Annotated in this window: 12 protein-coding genes; 6 read left to right on the forward strand and 6 right to left on the reverse strand. The window is 42.3% G+C overall.

Annotation, left to right across the window (positions count from 1 at the left end):
• Positions 1–67: 67 nt before the first annotated feature.
• The 3 genes from L1286_RS11925 (at position 68) to L1286_RS11935 (ending at position 6,393) form a co-directional block, all read left to right on the forward strand.
• Entirely contained in the window at positions 68–796 is a 729-nt protein-coding gene (locus tag L1286_RS11925) for an FNR family transcription factor (RefSeq protein ID WP_235407275.1), read from the forward strand.
• A gap of 95 nt (positions 797–891) precedes the next feature.
• Complete coding sequence (gene uspE, locus L1286_RS11930) at positions 892–1,812, forward strand: universal stress protein UspE (RefSeq protein ID WP_235407276.1); 921 nt, start codon at positions 892–894, stop codon at positions 1,810–1,812.
• A gap of 486 nt (positions 1,813–2,298) precedes the next feature.
• Positions 2,299–6,393 carry a GEVED domain-containing protein gene (locus tag L1286_RS11935; RefSeq protein ID WP_235407277.1) on the forward strand — a complete coding sequence of 1,365 codons (4,095 nt, stop codon included), beginning with the start codon at positions 2,299–2,301 and terminating at the stop codon, positions 6,391–6,393.
• A gap of 311 nt (positions 6,394–6,704) precedes the next feature.
• Here the strand turns inward: L1286_RS11935 and ccoG are convergent, their stop codons facing one another.
• From ccoG to dapB, 6 genes are all read right to left on the reverse strand, one after another.
• On the reverse strand, positions 6,705–8,087 hold the full coding sequence (gene ccoG / locus L1286_RS11940; RefSeq protein WP_235407278.1) for a cytochrome c oxidase accessory protein CcoG: 1,383 nt from the start codon (positions 8,085–8,087) through the stop codon (positions 6,705–6,707).
• A 138-nt stretch (positions 8,088–8,225) separates the two neighbouring features.
• Positions 8,226–9,665 carry a sigma-54 interaction domain-containing protein gene (locus L1286_RS11945; RefSeq protein ID WP_235407279.1) on the reverse strand — a complete coding sequence of 480 codons (1,440 nt, stop codon included), beginning with the start codon at positions 9,663–9,665 and terminating at the stop codon, positions 8,226–8,228.
• Positions 9,666–9,946: 281 nt separating this feature from the next.
• Positions 9,947–10,423 carry a transcription elongation factor GreA gene (gene greA / locus L1286_RS11950; protein WP_235407280.1) on the reverse strand — a complete coding sequence of 159 codons (477 nt, stop codon included), beginning with the start codon at positions 10,421–10,423 and terminating at the stop codon, positions 9,947–9,949.
• Between the two features lie 46 nt (positions 10,424–10,469).
• Positions 10,470–13,688, reverse strand: a complete 3,219-nt coding sequence (carB, locus tag L1286_RS11955; RefSeq protein WP_235407281.1) for a carbamoyl-phosphate synthase large subunit — start codon at positions 13,686–13,688, stop codon at positions 10,470–10,472.
• An 18-nt stretch (positions 13,689–13,706) separates the two neighbouring features.
• Positions 13,707–14,843 carry a glutamine-hydrolyzing carbamoyl-phosphate synthase small subunit gene (gene carA / locus L1286_RS11960; protein ID WP_235407282.1) on the reverse strand — a complete coding sequence of 379 codons (1,137 nt, stop codon included), beginning with the start codon at positions 14,841–14,843 and terminating at the stop codon, positions 13,707–13,709.
• 210 nt (positions 14,844–15,053) lie between these two features.
• A complete protein-coding gene (gene dapB / locus L1286_RS11965; protein WP_235407283.1) occupies positions 15,054–15,854 on the reverse strand; it encodes a 4-hydroxy-tetrahydrodipicolinate reductase in 801 nt (266 codons plus the stop codon).
• 390 nt (positions 15,855–16,244) lie between these two features.
• On the opposite strand from dapB, the gene L1286_RS11970 reads away from it, so the two are divergent.
• The 3 genes from L1286_RS11970 to L1286_RS11980 all read left to right on the forward strand — a co-directional run bounded on the left by L1286_RS11970 (position 16,245) and on the right by L1286_RS11980 (position 19,109).
• Positions 16,245–17,558, forward strand: a complete 1,314-nt coding sequence (locus L1286_RS11970) for a Na+/H+ antiporter NhaC family protein (RefSeq protein WP_235407284.1) — start codon at positions 16,245–16,247, stop codon at positions 17,556–17,558.
• Positions 17,559–17,667: 109 nt separating this feature from the next.
• The gene (locus L1286_RS11975; RefSeq protein WP_235407285.1) at positions 17,668–18,447 is read left to right on the forward strand and encodes a nucleoside-binding protein; all 780 of its coding nucleotides are present in this window, start codon (positions 17,668–17,670) and stop codon (positions 18,445–18,447) included.
• A gap of 170 nt (positions 18,448–18,617) precedes the next feature.
• On the forward strand, positions 18,618–19,109 hold the full coding sequence (locus tag L1286_RS11980) for a hypothetical protein (RefSeq protein WP_235407286.1): 492 nt from the start codon (positions 18,618–18,620) through the stop codon (positions 19,107–19,109).
• Positions 19,110–19,581 lie beyond the last annotated feature (472 nt).

Below are 19,581 nucleotides of genomic sequence, written 5' to 3' on the forward strand. Positions count from 1 at the left end.
TCTGGGTTTGTTGTTAACTTTTTGAATTTGTAATTTTTTATGTGCGTCTACGAGTAATGGATTTATTATGGATTTAAATAATCGCTCCAAAAGTCAGTGTACAATCAGTTGTACAAACTGCAGTATCAGTCAGCTGTGTTTGCCCTATTCACTCAATGGGAATGAAATGGACAAACTTGATGAAATCATTGAACGAAAGAAGCCTTTGCACAAAGGCGATTTCTTGTTTGAGTCGGGTTCTAAACTTGAAGCAATTTATGCCGTACGATCTGGCTCATTTAAATCTTACACCCTCTCAGAACAAGGTGATGAACAAATTACCGGCTTCCATCTCGCTGGTGACCTTGTTGGTTTTGACGCCATCAACAAAATGCAACACCAGAGCTTTGCACAAGCCCTTGAAACGTCGATGGTGTGTGAAATACCATTTGATACGCTTGACGAACTAGCGGGTAAACTTCCTAAGTTACGTCAACAAATCATGCGTTTGATGAGTAACGAAATTAATTATGACCAAGAAATGTTGTTGCTACTTAACAAAAAAACTGCTGAGGAGAGGCTCGCGACGTTCATCTTTAACTTGTCTAACCGTTTTGGTGAGCGAGGTTTCTCTAGAAAAGAGTTCAGATTTACGATGACACGTGGTGAAATCGGCAACTATTTGGGACTTACAGTTGAAACAATCAGCAGACTGCTAAGCAGATTTCAAAAAGCAGGCCTAATCAAAGTAGAGGGTAAGTTTATCACTATCCTAGAAGCAGATGGACTGGCTAGTGCCGCTGGGATTAGTAGTTGATCTAAGCCAATTTTTCCTTCGAAATACCTTTATACCTTGGCTATATCAGTTACACTCAAAGTAGATTGATTAGCCAAGCGACAAAGGAGACTACGATGGATAAGATTAAACGAATTCTCACAGTCATTGACCCAACAAAAGAGCAACAAAACAGCCTTGAACGTTCAATCAGCCTGGCACAGAAAACAGGCGCTCAAATTACGGCGTTTTTGTCTATTTATGATTTCTCATATGAGATGACCACAATGCTCTCTAAGGAAGAAAGAGAGGCGATGAGGTTAGCGGTTGTAAAAGATAGAGAAGCGTGGATAAACGATCTCATAACCGACTATAAAGGCCTTGAAATAACGGCAAAGGTCGTGTGGCACAACCGGCCTTATGAAGCAATTATCGAAGAGGTACTTAACGCTCAATTTGATATTGTTATTAAATCGACGCACCAACACGATACTCTCAAATCCGTCATATTCACCCCTACCGATTGGCATCTCATTAGGAAGTGCCCTGCACCAGTGTTACTTGTAAAAGATCAGGCATGGCCAGAGGATGGTGAAATCATTGCAGCGGTTAATGCAGTGAGTGACAATGAACAGCATCAAACCTTAAATAAGCGTATCATTAAAGACGCATTGTTTATCTGTGAACTGGCTAATGCGTCACTGAGTTTAGTAAATACCTACCCTGCTACCCCCGTAAACATTGCGATTGAGATTCCGGAATTTAATCCTTCTCAATACAGCGAGGCTGTTAAAAAGCACCACGAAGATGAAACTTGGTCATTAGCGAATGAATTTAACCTCGCTAAAGAGACCTGCATAATTGAAGAAGGTCTACCTGAGGATGTTATACCATCTATTGCTCAGAAGAAGTCTGCTGAACTAGTCGTGATTGGTACAGTTGGGCGAACGGGCCTAAGCGCAGCGTTAATTGGCAACACCGCTGAACACGTAATTGATAGCCTTGACTGCGATGTGTTGGCGCTCAAGCCTGATGGCTATAAAAGTCCTCTAGAATAATGGTCACAAAACAGTCCGATAATAATATCGGACTTTTCTTTTTATAAAATTCATTCTTACTCTCATCTTGAGGCTGTCTACTAGACTCGTAAACATATTCATTTTTAAGTCCAATCTCTGCTCTTCAAGGCTAAGCTTTTTCGTTTCGTATCCTAAATTACGTGTTTATCCAGCCTCACAATAAATAATTTTTTTCATTTTTTTTCTTTCGAAGCCAAGTTGATACTTCATTGATTTTGTTAATAAAACAGGAACTATTAAGCTTTGTTTCTTTATTGATACACACAAAAGTATTGATAAAAATTCAACAAAACCATGTACAAATCTTAATCGCATATTATATATTGTATACAATCATACTTTAAAAACTGTCATTGAAGTATGATATGCAAGAGGTATGTCATTGAAATTCAATGCCTAAACCCCTCTTTAACAACATGTAAAGCATGTTTGTGCTTTACCCATACTCGTTAAAGGAAAGTTACAGTGCGACAAAAAAACCAATTAAAAAAGCTGGCGCTAGCAACGGCTATCACTGTTTCATTTTCAGCTTCGGCTCAACAAACCTATCTATTCGATAGACAATTGAGCTTCGAAAATGAAGTTTCGAACTTATCACAGTCATCAATAACAGAACCTAGCCAAACAAGGCAAAAGCTGATTTTAGATTCAATAAAATTAAACAGTGCTTTGGGTGCAAGCCTGCAAGTAGGAAATTCACTAAGCCTTACAATAGACGGACAGTTTGTACAAATTCAATTACAGGAAGTAACGGTACATAATAGCAAAACAACCTATATTAACGGCCGCTCGTCCGATGGGCATGCCAAGCTTTCAATGATAAAAACAAACAACAGCTACAGCGCAAAAATTTATATCGGAAATACTGGCTATTTATTAACACCATCGGGAAATGGGTTTTATAAATTAAGTAAATTTACACAAGACAACACCCCTATTGATTCAACATCAGATCGACCTGATTTAGAACAGGGTGATTCTTCGCACGGTTTAGTTGGCCATACAGAGGTATCACCTTTTTTACGCGCCGCCTCAAATAATGCAGCCAATGCAGCAACTGAAGTAACTGTGGTTGTTGCGTATACAGATAAACTCGCAGCAGAGGTTGGTGATGTTGATGCATACATTGCACTGATGGAAAAAGACACTAACGACAGCTATGCAGCAAGTGGCATTAACGCCAGTGTTAGAGTGCTACATTCTTATCAAACCGGTTATGTGTCAACCGGTGATATGTCAGAGGATAACTCTTTACTTCTCAATGAAAATACCAGTAGTTGGCTGGCGGAACCCAATCCTCTGGCCCCAAATGGGTTTGGCGTTGAGCTAAAGAGTATTCGCGATGCGCATCAAGCAGATATCATGGTCTTTCTAGCGGATCAAAATGCAAGCTCCCCTTGGGCTGGTTGGGCTGGACAAATTGGAACGGATGCCGAGAGCGCTCTGTTTACTATGAGTAGCTGGGGTACCTTTAAAAATACCTTCGGTCATGAACTCGGTCACTTGTATGGTGCAAGGCATGACAACGATTCAACGACCACGCCTTTTGCTTTTGGCCATGGATTTTGTAATGACTCCAAAACGTGGCGCACTCTCATGGCCATTAGTGATTGTGGCGAAAGGCTGAATGTATGGTCTAATCCAAATAGAACTTATCAAGGAGAAGCTGGGGGTACTGTTGAAGTCAACGACAATGCACGCGTACATAATGAACGCGCTGCCTTCATGGCTGCATTGCGCACCCCAGATCACAACGCTCCGACTGCTGCGATAACACAAGCGACCATAACGCCAGGTAGCCTAACAGCCAATTTCTCTGGTCAAGCAAATGACAGCGATGGCATTATTGTGTCTACACTCTGGGACTTCGGTGATGGTGTATACAATAATAAGCCATACGCACAAGGTGATTCTGTTACACATACTTATTTATTCCCCGGCACTTATATTGTTAGATATACAGCAACCGATAATGAAGGTTTGATCCATTCAACCTCACAACAAGTCACCATAACCTCTACGCCGGGTCAAAGCTACTGTGGTGTGAAAGGAACAAATGCGGTCTATCAATATACACAAAGCGTGTCTGTGAATGGCAAGGCGCATCAGTCGGATAGAAGGCAGTACACGGATCACACAGCATTGGACCCATTTACTGTTTATGCTGGTTCGGCAACAGGTATTGAGCTACAACAAGGTACCCGTGGCAGTAAGTTTGGTCCCTACTCCGCATATTGGGCCGTATATGTTGATTTAAACCAAAACAACAGTTTCGAGGATCCAGGGGAGCTCATTCATTTTTCTGAGCCATTATCCAAGTCTTCTCCTGAACCCATACTTGCTAGTATCACTATTCCCGATAGTGCACTTGCGGGTATAACTCGAATGCGTGTTATTCAATCTAACACCCTACGTGAAGGAGAAACACAACTTGCAGCCTGCGGCGATTTTAAGTTTGGTGAAGCTGAAGATTACAGCATTAATGTAATTAAAGAGCATAACCCCGCAGAGTTTACGACGTCTATTAACAACAGCGATCTCAATGTTGCCTTTTCTATCGACTCTGGTGATGTCGCATCGGTTAAATGGGACTTTGGTGATGGCCTCTTTAGCGACTCAAGTACCAGCACCTCATTCAATCCGAGCCATCAATATTTTTTTGCTGGAGAGTACACGGTAACACTCACGGTTACTTTGAAAAATGGAGAAACCTATACTCAGACTAAAGTCATTACGGTAACCGCCCCTGCTGGCCAAGACTATTGTCGTGCGTATGGTAATCAACCAAAATATCAATACAACGCAAATGTCACACTGAACGGTAATAGCGTTACTTCCGGTTCGGCACATTATACAAACCACACAGACAAAGTCTTAGGTGCTGTCAAAGGTGATAATATTCTGTCAGTACGTCAAGGTGCAACAGGTTCTAAAACCTCTTATAACGCTGAATGGCGCGTTTATATTGATATGAATCAAAATGGTACTTTTGAAGACTCGGAAAGCGTTTGGTATTGGGTAGGCGCAAATACAGCAAATGACATTGAAAGAACAATTTCTATTCCCGCTTCGGCATTGACGGGCAAAGCCAGAATGCGTGTACTACAAAGTTACGAAGAGCTTAAATCTCCATGTGGACGCATCAGATGGGGTGAGGTTGAAGATTTCACGGTAGACATTCAGTCTGACAACCCAGCCGATTTCACGCCCAACGTAACAGCAAATAACCTAACGGTGAACTTTGCAGATTCACTTGAGAACAACCCTGATATCGCTTCAATCGAGTATGATTTTGGCGACAGTGTGGTTAATCAAAATCACACCAGCACACAAGGCAATCCTTCGCACACTTATCTCTATGCTGGGACCTACTCTGTTAGATTAAAAGTGACTTTACAAAATGGCGTAAGCTACATGAAAGAGCAAGACGTCACTGTAAGCGGACCCGCTCATTGCATCGCCTACGCAAAATCAACTACTCAATGGACTAGTAACGTACGTGTCGGTAGCTTGCGCAACAGTTCAAAGAAAAGCCAATTTAGTCGCTTTGAAAAGACAGGCTTTAGCTTCAAGAAAAATGCTATGACAAACATTGGGTTAACACACGGTTCTAATGGACCATACCTGGCAAATTGGGCTGTTTATTTAGACCTGAATCAAAACAACAGTTTTGATGATTCTGGCGAGTTATTGCTCCAAACAAGCGCGACTACCTTTGACGAAGTTGTTAACTCAGTAACAATTCCGGCTTCTGCTAAAAGCGGCTCGACAACGATGCGAATAATCCAATCCTATGAATTAGCTGATGGCAAGTTACCCGCATGCGGTTCGTATGGTTGGGGTGAAGTTGAGGATTACTCGGTGACGATAACAGATGAACAAGGTCCCGAATCTGATTTACTTAATGGCGCGACTAAATCAGGTATTTCAATTGCAGCAAAAGAAACTAAAACCTTTACATTTTTTGTCCCTGAGGGCGCTAAAAACATCAAAGTTGAAATGGGCGCAGGAACTGGTGACCCAGATCTATACGTAAAATTTGGTGATTCAGACACCGCAACTAATTGGGATTGTCGACCGTATACTAGCGGTAATAGAGATGAGACCTGTGATAGCAGCAAACTCACTAAGTCAGGTGGTATTTACTATGTTTCCGTTGTCGGTTGGACGGCTTCTAATAACGTAACACTGACAGGCTCTTTCACCGAAGGCGATGTTATCGAGCCACCTATTAACGCTTGTGCAACTAAGGCACCGCAAACACGTGGCAACTTATCTAATAATGACGCTATTTGTATGGGCAGTAACACCGTCTATGTTGCCATTAGCGTGCCTGCTGGTCAGTCGAAGCTAACCATCACCACCGCAGGTGGTGACGGCGACGCCAGCATTTATCAAAATGCAGCAGGCTGGCCAAGCGCGAGTAATTTCCAACACTCAGCGACCACTCAAGGTAGCAGCGAAGAGCTGATTGTAATCAATAACCCAGCCTCTGGGTGGCACTACTTAATGGTGTCTGGGCAAGGCACTGGCGCACAGCTTAACGCAAAGTTTGAATAAACCAATCATCATCTCCCTACCCAAAGCCTCTTAGTAATAAGAGGCTTTTTTATGGCGTTAAAAAAGCACCATTTGACAAAATGATGTTCTTGGTCACTTCTCCCTTTCCGCTTAAAAGGGCTGATATAAAAGCTTAGTGCCGCCTTTAACATCATAAATTGTAAGCGGCTACCCCCATTCACCCAATACGTGCACGTGCTAACTCTAAATATCGAGGAAAACTGCAACGAGGCAATTAAGTCCACCAGATCTCTAACAGTAAAAAAGGGCCGAATGGCCCTTGAGGAATAACCCAGTGATCTACTAGAACACTAGTTTTTATAAAAATAGCTCTCTTTCGTTATCGAAATACTGCTATCTTCATTCGCGGAAATAGTAAAGGTAATAGGAATTCGCTTGCCCTTTAATTCGTAGCCATCAGCCGCAATGGTGACAGGAACTAACAACATCTTACCAGCTTGTATTTCAATATGCTCAGGCGCAGTAAGATGCGCATTGTCTATACCACTGAAGCTCACTTCGTACTGCATCGTTTGCTGGGTTTTGTTTATCACACTTAACGTATAAGGGTTCTCGACCAAGCCTTCATAATTCACTCTATAAAGTGCATTTCTGTCGCGGATAACGGATGCTTCAATCGGGGTACGATTGAATGCCCAAACTGCCATGGTAATAAGTATGACGCCAAATAAGCCAGCATACCCAACAAGTTTAAGCCTAAAGGGGCTCGACTTTTTACCAGCTGACTGATTTTCACTGGTATACTTTATCAGGCCTTTTGCATAACCAAATTTACTCATGGTATCGTCACAGGCGTCAATGCATAACCCACAATTGATACACTCATATTGTAGGCCATTGCGAATATCAATCCCTGCGGGGCATACTTCTACACATAAATTGCAATCTACGCAGTCACCTAGCCCCTGTGCTTTGTGGTCTGACTTACGTTTACGTCGACCTCTGTTTTCACCTCGCAGTGCATCATAAGCAACAACCAAGGTGTCTTTGTCAAACATCACAGATTGAAAACGTGAGTAAGGACATGCAACTGTGCACATTTTTTCTCTTAAAAAGCCTGCATTACCATAAGTACAAAAAGCAAATAAAAATACCCAAAAGCTCACAAGCCCAGACCATTCTAGTGTAAACATCTCTACGTATAAGGTCTTTACTGGCACAAAATAGGCCATGAACGAAGTGGCAGTAAATAAGGAGATAACTACCCAAACAATGTGCTTTGCCACTTTTTTTAACGCTTTCTTTGTGTCCCAGTTAGATTTATCAAGCTTAATCCGCTGATTGCGAGTCCCTTCAATCCTATGCTCAACCCAAGTAAACATAAGCATCCAGATTGTTTGTGGGCAGGTATAACCACACCAAACACGACCAAGCCAATTTGTAACAAAGAAAAGGCCGAACGCGCCGGCCATAAAAACCCATGCAAGGATCATAAAGTCATGGGGAAGGAAGGTTTGAGAAAAAATTCGAAATTGCTGGCTTGCAACATCCAACAAAACAGCTTGCTGGCCTTTGTAAGGGATCCAAGGAATGGCTACAAATAAAAACATGAGGATCCAACCAAGATTGCGACGGATTTTTTGGAAGAAGCCTTTTTGTTCACGGATATAAATCGGACCCTCTTGTTTGTAGGGTTTGATGATCATATCCTCTTCTTTAATATCAAACTTCATATTACTTGCTTACGTTAAGTTAAAGACACTTATCTATTTGCAACTTTCAGACCAAACTGAAACTTTATTAAACGCTTGATTTTAATATACTTTTACCAAACCCACATTCCAACCCTCGTGATATATCACGAAAAACCGCTATATTTCACGATTTTTTACGATACCCAGTTTTTTCATTTTGGAGCGTAACGTGCTTTCATTCAAACCGAGCTTGTCTGCTGCCCCTTCCTTTCCGGAGATTTTCCAACCACTTGACTCTAGCACGTGTATTATGTGCTGCTTTTGTACTGACTCTAACCTTTGACTTTTATCCCCTTCTCTTTGCACAACTTCATCGAGGTCGAGTGACTGGGACAAATGCAATGTGTGATTATTAGATAAAATTGCTTCACGCTCTAAAATATTCTGCAATTCACGAATGTTACCCGGCCATTCATAAGACTTGAGTTTCAACAAAGACGACTTAGCAATGCCCTTAATTTGCTTGCCAAGGCGTACGTTTAACTTATTAATTATATTTGCACACAATGCAGGTAAATCTTCTTTTCTTTCGCGAAGTGGTGGTACTTTAATTGGAAATACATTCAATCGATAATAAAGATCCATTCTGAATGTACCACTTTCAACCATCCGCCAGAGATCTCTGTTTGTGGCAGCAATAATCCGTATGTTGACAGAAATGGTTTTACTCCCACCTACCCGCTCAAACTCTTGCTCTTGAAGTACCCGTAATAGCTTGCTTTGAGCTTCTTGTGGTAGCTCTCCAATTTCATCTAAGAATAACGTGCCATTGTGAGCTAACTCAAAGCGCCCTTTCCTTTTGTCATGGGCTCCTGTAAATGCCCCTTTTTCATGCCCGAACAATTCAGACTCTAAAAGGCTCGGCGAAAATGCAGCACAATTCACTCGTACAAATGGCATGTCTGAACGTTCACTCAAATGATGTAAATTCCTCGCTACCAACTCTTTACCTGTGCCATTTTCACCAAGAATCAGTACTGTACTGTCTGTTTTACTGACTAACTTTATTTGTTCTAGCATTCTGTTAAATACATGACTTTCCCCAACCAGCCCTGAGCCTTGCCAGTTTTGATTTATTTCCGACAGTAAATAGCTGTTTTCATCTTTGAGTTGCTCAGACAAGCTCCGCACTTTTTTCAGGGCATCGCGAAGTGCTTGCTCTGTTTCCACTTGTTGTGAAATATCACGAAAAATAGCGACCGCGCCAATAATTTGCTCGTCTCTATAAACCGGCGTCGAAGTGTACTCTACAGGAAAGCAACTTCCATCTTTTCTCCAAAAAACCTCACCTTTAACATACCGAGTTTCACCATCAAACATAGTTTTATAGATTTGGCATTCATCAGCAGGATATACACTGCCATCAGCGTGACTGTGGTGATGATATTGATGTATTTTTTTACCGAGTAACTCTCCCGCGCCCCACCCGGTCATTTTTTCTGCTGCGGGATTGATAAATACCGCGTTTCCAGACAAATCAAAGCCATAAATCCCTTCTCCGACTGCATTCAGTAATAATTTCGGATCATTTAAAAAGTGCTTAATAACTGAAGACATGATACCCCCTCGTGATATTTCACGAGTATAGTATCGCAAAGAAAACCGCCGTACTAATTAAGGTCGTCACCTTATGATCTTGATCAAAAGATGTCTGAGCATATCAGCTATTCACGGGGGTTGTGATAAACACCCCATTTGTTGTCAAATCATGTGATAAAAACGGAGACGTTAGAGTCACTAAAAAAGGCTACATTGGAGGAGATTGTGATGACAAGCAAAATAGAAATAAAAAAGCCCAACATTTTACCGCCGGGCTTTTGGTCTATAGGTTAGACAAATTAGACATATTCAACTTCGATGATTTCGTATTCAACAGTACCGTTTGGAGTTTGAATATTAACTGAATCATCCAGCTCTTTGCCAACTAGGCCACGAGCAATTGGTGAATTCACAGAGATAAGATTATTCTTAATATCTGCTTCGTCATCACCAACAATCTTGTAAGTCACTTCTTCGTCAGTATCTACATTGACAATAGATACTGTACTACCAAAAATTACCTTACCGTTGTTAGCCATCTTTGTGACATCAATTACTTGAGAAGTCGATAGTTTGGCTTCGATTTCTTGAATACGTCCTTCACAAAAACCCTGCTGTTCACGCGCAGCATGATATTCAGCGTTTTCTTTCAAGTCACCGTGTTCACGCGCTTCTGCGATGTCGGCAACAATTTGAGGGCGGACCACTTTTTTCAGATGGTTCAGTTCTTCACGAAGCAGTTCTTCGCCTCGTACAGTCATCGGAATTGATTGCATAAGTCTCTCACTTACCACCAAGGCCAAAGGCCTTGGCTTATATCCATTAGTTCAATCGCTGGTGTAATTCTTGTACAGAATTTACAGAGCTTCTGTCATCTGCGGCATGCGCAGTACAGTTTGCAAACGCTGCATTTAGCGTGGTGGTGTAGTTAGTCTTATGCTGAAGTGCACCACGACGTAACACCTTCGAATCTTCAATCGCTTGGCGACCTTCAGTGGTATTGACGATGTAGCTATACTCACCATTCTTGATGCGGTCAAGAATATGAGGACGGCCTTCGAATACCTTGTTCACGCGACGAACTTCGATACCCGCTTCTTCTAGTGCTTTAGCAGTACCGTTCGTTGCATCAAGCTCAAAACCGATAGCTTTCATCGTTTTAGCAAGCTCGACAACGCGTGACTTGTCGCTGTTACGCACAGATAGTAACGCGCGACCGCCACGTGGTAAAGCGTTTGATGCACCTAATTGTGCTTTCGCGAATGCTTCGGCGAAGTTTTCACCAACACCCATGACTTCACCCGTTGAACGCATCTCAGGACCACGGATTGGGTCAACACCTAAGAACTTAGCAAAAGGAAGTACAACTTCTTTAACACTGTAGTAAGGCGGGATAACTTCTTTCGTTACGCCTTGGCTTTCTAGAGACTGGCCAACCATACAACGTGCTGCTACTTTCGCCAGTGCGACACCAGTTGCTTTAGACACAAATGGTACTGTACGCGCTGCACGAGGGTTCACCTCGATAAGATAGACTTTGCCATCTTTTACAGCAAACTGAGTATTCATTAAGCCCACAACACCCAACTCTAGTGCCATGTCACGTACTTGCTTGCGCATCACATCTTGAATATCTTGCGATAGAGAGTGTGCTGGTAGTGAACATGCTGAATCACCTGAGTGAACACCCGCCTGCTCGATATGCTCCATGATACCGCCGATAATCACGTTTTCACCATCACAGATAGCATCAACATCAACTTCGATTGCATCATCCAAGAAACGGTCAAGAAGTACTGGTGCTTCGTTAGATACTGAAACCGCTTCTGTCATGTAACGACGTAAATCATCTTCGTCATATACGATTTCCATCGCGCGACCACCTAGTACGTATGATGGACGAACAACTAATGGGAAACCGATTTCTTGAGACTTAGCAACCGCTTCTTCTAATGAAGTGACTGTCGCATTCTCAGGCTGAAGCAGGTCTAGACGCTCAACAAGTTGCTGGAAGCGCTCACGGTCTTCCGCACGGTCGATTGCATCAGGAGAAGTACCAATGACTGGCACACCATTCGCTTCTAGATCACGCGCTAGTTTAAGTGGTGTTTGGCCACCGTACTGAACAATAACGCCTTTTGGCTTCTCAACACGAACGATTTCTAGCACATCTTCCAGTGTAATTGGCTCGAAGAATAGACGGTCAGATGTATCATAATCTGTAGAAACGGTTTCAGGGTTACAGTTAACCATGATCGTTTCATAACCGTCTTCACGCATTGCAAGCGCCGCGTGTACGCAGCAGTAATCGAATTCGATACCTTGACCGATACGGTTAGGACCACCGCCGATTACCATAATTTTGTCTTTTTCAGACGGTGCTGCTTCACACTCTTCGTCATAAGAAGAGTACATGTAAGCGGTGTCTGAGCTGAATTCTGCTGCACATGTATCAACGCGTTTGTAAACAGGCAGAATTTCTAACTGATGACGCTTCTTGCGGATTTCTTTTTCAGACACACCTGCAATTTCAGCGATACGTGCATCAGAGAAACCTTTGCGCTTAAGGCGACGTAGGAAATCTTTGTTTAGACCTGCAAGACCAGCTTCTGCGATCTTCGTTTCATCTTTGATGATGTCTTCAATCTGAACTAAGTACCAACGGTCAATCTTAGTTAGGTCAAATACATCGTCAACACTCATACCGTGGCGCATTGCATCTGCAATGTACCAAATACGCTCTGCACCGGGCTCACGTAGTTCACGGATAATGGTTTCTTTTGCTTTAGGGTCATCAAGTGCAACGATTGGGTTAAAACCTGTTGCGCCCACTTCTAAACCACGAAGTGCTTTGTGAAGAGATTCTTGCTGATTGCGACCAATCGCCATAACCTCACCAACAGACTTCATCTGAGTCGTTAGACGGTCATTTGCACCAGCGAACTTTTCAAAGTTGAAACGTGGGATTTTAGTCACAACGTAATCAATTGAAGGCTCAAATGATGCTGGTGTCGCGCCACCAGTGATGTCATTTTGAAGCTCGTCTAGTGTATAACCTACCGCTAGTTTTGCTGCAATCTTCGCGATTGGGAAACCAGTCGCCTTCGATGCAAGTGCAGAAGAGCGAGAAACACGTGGGTTCATCTCAATGATAACCATACGGCCATCTTTTGGATTCACACCAAACTGTACGTTTGAACCACCTGTTTCAACACCAATCTCACGCAGTACCGCCATCGAAGCGTTACGCATTAGCTGATATTCTTTATCAGTCAGTGTTTGTGCAGGTGCAACTGTGATCGAATCACCTGTGTGAACACCCATTGGGTCAAAGTTTTCGATTGAACATACGATGATACAGTTGTCGTTTTTGTCACGAACCACTTCCATCTCGTACTCTTTCCAACCTAGTAAGCTTTCATCAATTAGAAGCTCATTCGTAGGCGAAAGGTCTAAACCACGTGTACAGATTTCTTCGAACTCTTCCATATTGTAAGCAACACCACCACCGGTGCCACCCATTGTGAAAGAAGGACGAATGATACATGGGAAGCCAATACGTGTTAGTACATCTTTTGCTTCATCCATTGAGTGTGCGATCTCGGCACGCGGACACTCAAGGCCAATGTTCTTCATCGCGATGTCAAAACGCTCACGGTTTTCTGCTTTATCGATTGCATCCGCAGTTGCACCGATAAGTTCAACATCGAACTTAGCTAGTACGCCGTGCTTGTCTAAATCAAGCGCACAGTTTAGTGCAGTCTGTCCACCCATCGTAGGTAATACTGCATCCGGCTTTTCTTTTTCGATGATTTTTTCAACAACTTCCCAGTGAATTGGCTCGATGTACGTCGCATCTGCCATTTCAGGGTCAGTCATAATTGTTGCAGGGTTCGAGTTTACAAGAATGACTCGATAGCCTTCTTCTCTAAGCGCTTTACAGGCCTGAGCACCAGAGTAGTCAAATTCACATGCTTGGCCGATAACAATTGGGCCAGCGCCCAAGATTAGAATGCTTTTTATGTCGGTACGTTTTGGCATTGTTACTCCAGTAATAAATTAGGCTTTGCGTGCTTGCATTAATTCAATGAAGTGGTCAAACAACGGCGCAGCGTCGTGAGGACCAGGGCTTGCTTCAGGGTGACCTTGGAAACTGAAAGCAGGCTTATCAGTGCGGTGGATACCCTGTAACGTACCGTCAAATAGTGATTTATGAGTCGCTCTGAGATTTTCTGGCAAGCTTTCCTCATCAGCCGCGAAACCGTGGTTTTGCGCAGTGATCATCACGACATCACGGTCAAGATCTTTAACTGGGTGGTTACCGCCATGGTGGCCAAATTTCATTTTGACTGTTTTAGCACCAGACGCCAATGCCAATAATTGGTGACCAAGACAAATACCAAAAATTGGTGTGTCCGTTTCAAGGAAAGACTTGATAGCATCGATTGCATAAGTACATGGCTCTGGATCACCAGGTCCATTTGAAAGGAAGATGCCATCTGGATTTAATGCCAGTACTTCTGCAGCGGAGGTTTCTGCAGGTACTACCGTTAGCTTACAGCCACGGTCAACTAGCATACGTAAGATATTTTTCTTTACACCAAAATCATATGCAACAACGTGGAACTGCTCTTCACCCTGCTCTAGCGTTTTAAAGCCTTCGCCCAATGTCCAGCTGCCTTCATTCCATTGAAATGAAGATTCTGTTGTCACAACTTTTGCTAAATCCATTCCTTTTAAGCCAGGGAATGCCTTAGCTGCTTCAAGCGCCTTTTGCTCATCGATGTCATCACCTGCGATGATACATCCATTTTGAGCACCCTTATCACGTAAGATACGCGTCAATTTACGCGTATCGATATCCGCTATCCCTAAGATATTACGTTCTTTTAAATAATCACTTAACGATTGTTCGTTACGGAAATTACTTGCAAGTAATGGTAAGTCACGAATCACTAGGCCTTTTGCCCAGATTTTGTCCGCTTCTTCGTCTTCACTGTTTGTACCAGTGTTTCCGATGTGCGGGTAAGTTAAGGTGACAATTTGTTCCGCATAAGACGGATCTGTCAAGATTTCTTGATATCCTGTCATAGACGTATTAAATACTACCTCACCAACAGATATACCGTCGGCACCGATGGCAGTACCGCGAAACACCGTACCGTCTTCAAGGACTAACAGAGCGGATTTAGTCAAGTTAACCTCCATAGATATAAAAAAACGGGATAAGCAAACACGCTTTTTTCCCGTCTACAAAGCGCTTGGTAACACGCAGATATTAAATTTTTGGCAAATTCGTTATAGTCTACAGCACTTTCAGAGATTCGTCTAACTATTCATTGAAAAAACTTAAAAATAAGCCCTTAAATGCATTTTCTTTGTGAAACCGTCAAAAAAATAAACAAACTACTTCAATCCTAGGACATCTTGCATGTCATAAAGTCCTGCCGGCTTATTTTTCAACCATTGCGCAGCCCTTACTGCCCCTGATGCAAACGTCAGTCTCGAAGCCGCTTTGTGGGTTAATTCAAGTCTTTCTCCCATCGTTGCGAAGTAAGCGGTATGTTCACCAACTATGTCACCTGCTCGGAGGACTGAATAGCCAATTTCACCTTGACTTTTTGCTTCATGCACATTAATGCGGTCATATCGTGCCACTTCGTCGTGATCCCAGCCTTTAGCTTCAGCAATTGCTTCACCAATTGCCAAAGCAGTGCCAGACGGCGCATCTATTTTGTTACGGTGATGCGCTTCAAAAATTTCTATGTCCATTTCATCTGCAAGTTTTGTCGCCGCGGTTTGAACAAGGTTTAAAAGCAGGTTCACACCAACACTAAAGTTACGCGCAAACACGATTGGGATCACGTTTGCTGCTTCCCTTAATTGGTCCATTTCAGTTTCTGTTAAACCAGTTGTACCAACCACCATCGGTATTTTGTTATCTACGGCGCTTTGTAAATGTGCCAACATGCCTTGTGGTAGTGTGAAGTCAATTAAGACTTCTGTGTGACTTATATCACCCTCTTCATCTGAAAAATCCAGCTCCGATGAATGAACAGGTTGTAACGCTTTGATAGGGGTATCTAAAAACGGCGAGCGTGATCTTACAAATGCCGCAGCCAACTGCGCTTCTTTTTCTATTTCTACAGCTTCGATTAAAGCTTGACCCATTCTACCGTTGGCTCCAAACACACCTATTTTTGTCATTATTTTCTCATTCCTAGTTTTCAATATCATTTTAAATTTGGCGCAAAAACGCACCTTATGCATAGCCCAAACGCTAATGTGGCAAGTAATATAAATGCATTTACTTCACGTCGCTAGTGAGAAAAATCATTAGGTTACAATATCTAAAGTGTTTTACTCATGCTATGTCAGGCCTAGAGTTTAGCCCATCTCTATGTCATAGTCAGTTATTGAATAATTATAATAAACACCATTGGACTTTAGACGTCTAAACATTTAAACTTCCGCATTCGCCGATTTAAATTATTGCGGGCGTTGAAGTTTAAATACAGCTAATAATGACCCTGTTGGCTGTGGTTGTATCTACTTACACAGGTCGTATTAAGTGGATAATGGTTTTTGGGGAGTGCTATGCAGCCATCTTTTGACAACTCACGTGCGAAGTTATCTTTGCTACCTTTACTTACTTTTGTTGCGCTATTTTTAGGCGCTGGGCTTTACTTACATTCGCAAGGTGTTGATTATGCGTTTTATCAACTCCCCGCGCCTGTTGCTATTTTGCCAGCTATTGTACTGGCGTTTTGGCTAAATAAGACCTCTATCAATCAAAGTGTCGAGACCTTTATCAAAGGTGCTGGACACAACAACATCATCACCATGTGTTTGATTTACCTATTAGCCGGTGCATTTTCAGCGGTGGCTGGTGCAACAGGTGGTGTTGATGCCGTGGTGAACGCAGGTTTGTCACTTATCCCGCCCTCATTTTTACTGCCAGGATTGTTTTTGATTGCCGCTGTCGTATCTACTGCGATGGGTACTTCAATGGGTACTATCGGTGCTATCGGCCCCATTGCATATGCAGTCTCTGTTAAAACAGGAATAGACCCAGCGTTGATGGCAGGCACAATTGTCTCCGGAGCCATGTTCGGTGATAACCTATCTATTATTTCTGACACGACCATTGCTGCTACTCGTACGCAGGGCTGTGAAATGAAAGACAAATTTAAAGAGAATTTAAAGATTGCGTTACCGGCAGCTCTATTAACTGTCGTGCTCTTAATCTTCTTAACACCTGAACCTCAAGCCGTTGAAACTAAGCCGTTTGACTGGTTACTTGTCCTTCCTTACATCTTCATTCTGGTATTGGCCGTTATGGGGCTAAATGTTTTCGCAGTGCTTTTTAGCGGCATTATATTCGCCGCAGCTGTCGGCTTTGCGGGTGATTATGAGGGCGGAGCTTTTGTAAAAGATGTGTACAAAGGCTTTACTGATATGCAGGAGATCTTCTTGTTATCTATGTTTATCGGTGGCCTTTCTGAATTCATCAGAGTGAATGGCGGCCTCGAGTACATCGCTAAAAAGATACACAAGCTAACAGCAGCACTTGGCAAACTCAATACGAAAGTCGCTGACCAACTGGGTATTGCGGCATTGGTTTTGACCAGCAACATGTGTATCGCCAATAACACAGTAAGTATTATTGTTGCCGGCCCTGTCGCTAAAAAACTTGCTGAAGATAGCGATATATCACCAAAACGCTCAGCCAGTTTGCTTGATATATTTGCCTGTGTTATGCAAGGTTCACTGCCCTACGGTGCACAAGCCCTATTGCTTGGTACCACGTTTGGTATTAACCCTTTTGAAGTTTCAATGTCATCGTTCTACTGCTTTATTTTAGCAATTACGGCTGTAACGGTCATTGTTTTACGTCGTAATCACGCCTGACCTTAATCGCGCCCAGTTTTTGGGCGCATTATTTACCCTTGGCAAAATTCACATAACTTCATGAATTAATATATAATTACAAAGTTCCCAAACTTTGAAGAATTAATTAATGAATAAAAAGTTATGTCTGACTCTCCCTCTTGCGCTGCTATCTTCAACGACTTTCGCGGCAGACTGGAGCAACACTCAACTTCATATCAACAATGGTGACTTTAAAAACCCATTTAGTCGAGTTGAGTCCAATACAACCGTGTACTCTCTGCAACATAGCTCTGGGTATGCGTATGGTGACAATTTCTTCTTCATTGACTATCTCGTTGATGATTTGAATGATGATTACCAAGACAGAGACTTTTATGGAGAATGGTACTCAACATTTAGCTTGAGTAAACTTGTCGATATGCAGTTTGACAATAGCTTGATAAAGGATGTGGGTATTGTTGCAGGCTTCAATATAGCGGGTGACTCTAAAGTCATGAAGTACCTACCAGGTGTTAAGGTTTCTTGGAATGTCGAAGGCTTTTCTTTTCTTTCGACACTATTTACTGCATATATTGACGACAGTGAAGGTTTAGCGAAAGGTGGAGCACCAGCTCAAACGAATAGTTGGATGATTGATGTAGCTTGGGGCTACCCTTTTACACTCGGTAATCAAAAGTTCGAAATCACAGGTCACGTTGAATATATTGCCGAGCGTGAAAGTGAAACAGGTAACGATGTTAAAGGCTGGCTTTTAGCACAGCCTATCATTCGCTGGGATTTAGGTCATGCATTAAATATGGCCGAAAAGCAGTTGTATTTAGGCGTTGAGTGGCAGTATTGGCGCAATAAACTTGGTACAAACACCAATGAGTCTGTGCCCCAAATCCATGTTGCTTGGACATTCTGATAATTTAACTTTCTGTGGGCTGACTTGAGCATGCCCACATGTCTCACCTTGATAAGCACTTCCTAATATTTATTCAAAAAACGCCTAAAGTACTTCGCCAAGAGGCCGATATATGTTTTGGACAGTTACGTTCGTCCGTTTTTACTGGCGGTAATATCAAGGAATTTCTGATGAACCTATTACATGAAATCAGCGTGGCCTATGGTTATCAACTAGCCTCTGACCTCAAAACCAAGGCGCAAGAAAGAGAGCAACCAGACCCAGAGCCTGCAAAAACTGAAGCAACTTCCCAACAAGCTGAACAAAAGTCGGAGCTTGAAGGCACACATAAACTCACAAAGGAAGAAAAAGAGAGACTTTCAGGTAGAGAAGCTCAAGAGAAAAATGAAGACAAATACGCTGATTTACCCGACCACATTCGTCGTATGTTAGAGCGCTTGGAAGAGATGAAAGAAGAGTTAGATGAATTAAAGCAAGAAGTCGCCCAGTTAAACGCTAAAATTGACCACAATAATGAGGCCGAAAAAGCGGTATACGAGCAAAAAAATCAATACTTCATCCAGCTTCAAAATCAGTATTTTGACATGATAAAAAGTGTCAGGGAGGCAATGAAGGAGGCAGGTGTTACCGACATGAGCGTATTACTAAAAGCCATTGCATAATGATCAATTTCTATGGCTCAAGCTTGTCAACTTTATTACATTGAAACGTCAAAAACCATTAATGAGCGTGAGCCTGGACTTGATTTTATCCTCTAAAATTATTGGGGTTAAATAAACTATCAGGTTTCGTAATTCAACCTCCTTATTATCCTCTTATACTAAACAGTTGAACATCTAATATCTGTGCACTCTCACTTCACACTCAATGTACTTTAAATTTAAACACAGAGGTATAAAGTCACTCTAGTTTCAGTATGAACCTAGACATTACACCCCATTACATATGTATTTACTTGCGTCTACTAACCGTGTATTTTACCCACATACAAGACACTAACTATTTTATTTTTATAAACTAAACGACATAATCTCATTGCAAAATAGTAGATACTGTTGAGTAAAAGCGCACTGTACTTTCTTTTGATTATACAGATTATCAAAAAGGTCTGGTGTTCAACAAAGCGATAGTTAT

This window comes from Pseudoalteromonas sp. SMS1, assembly GCF_021530565.1.
Lineage (GTDB): Bacteria > Pseudomonadota > Gammaproteobacteria > Enterobacterales > Alteromonadaceae > Pseudoalteromonas.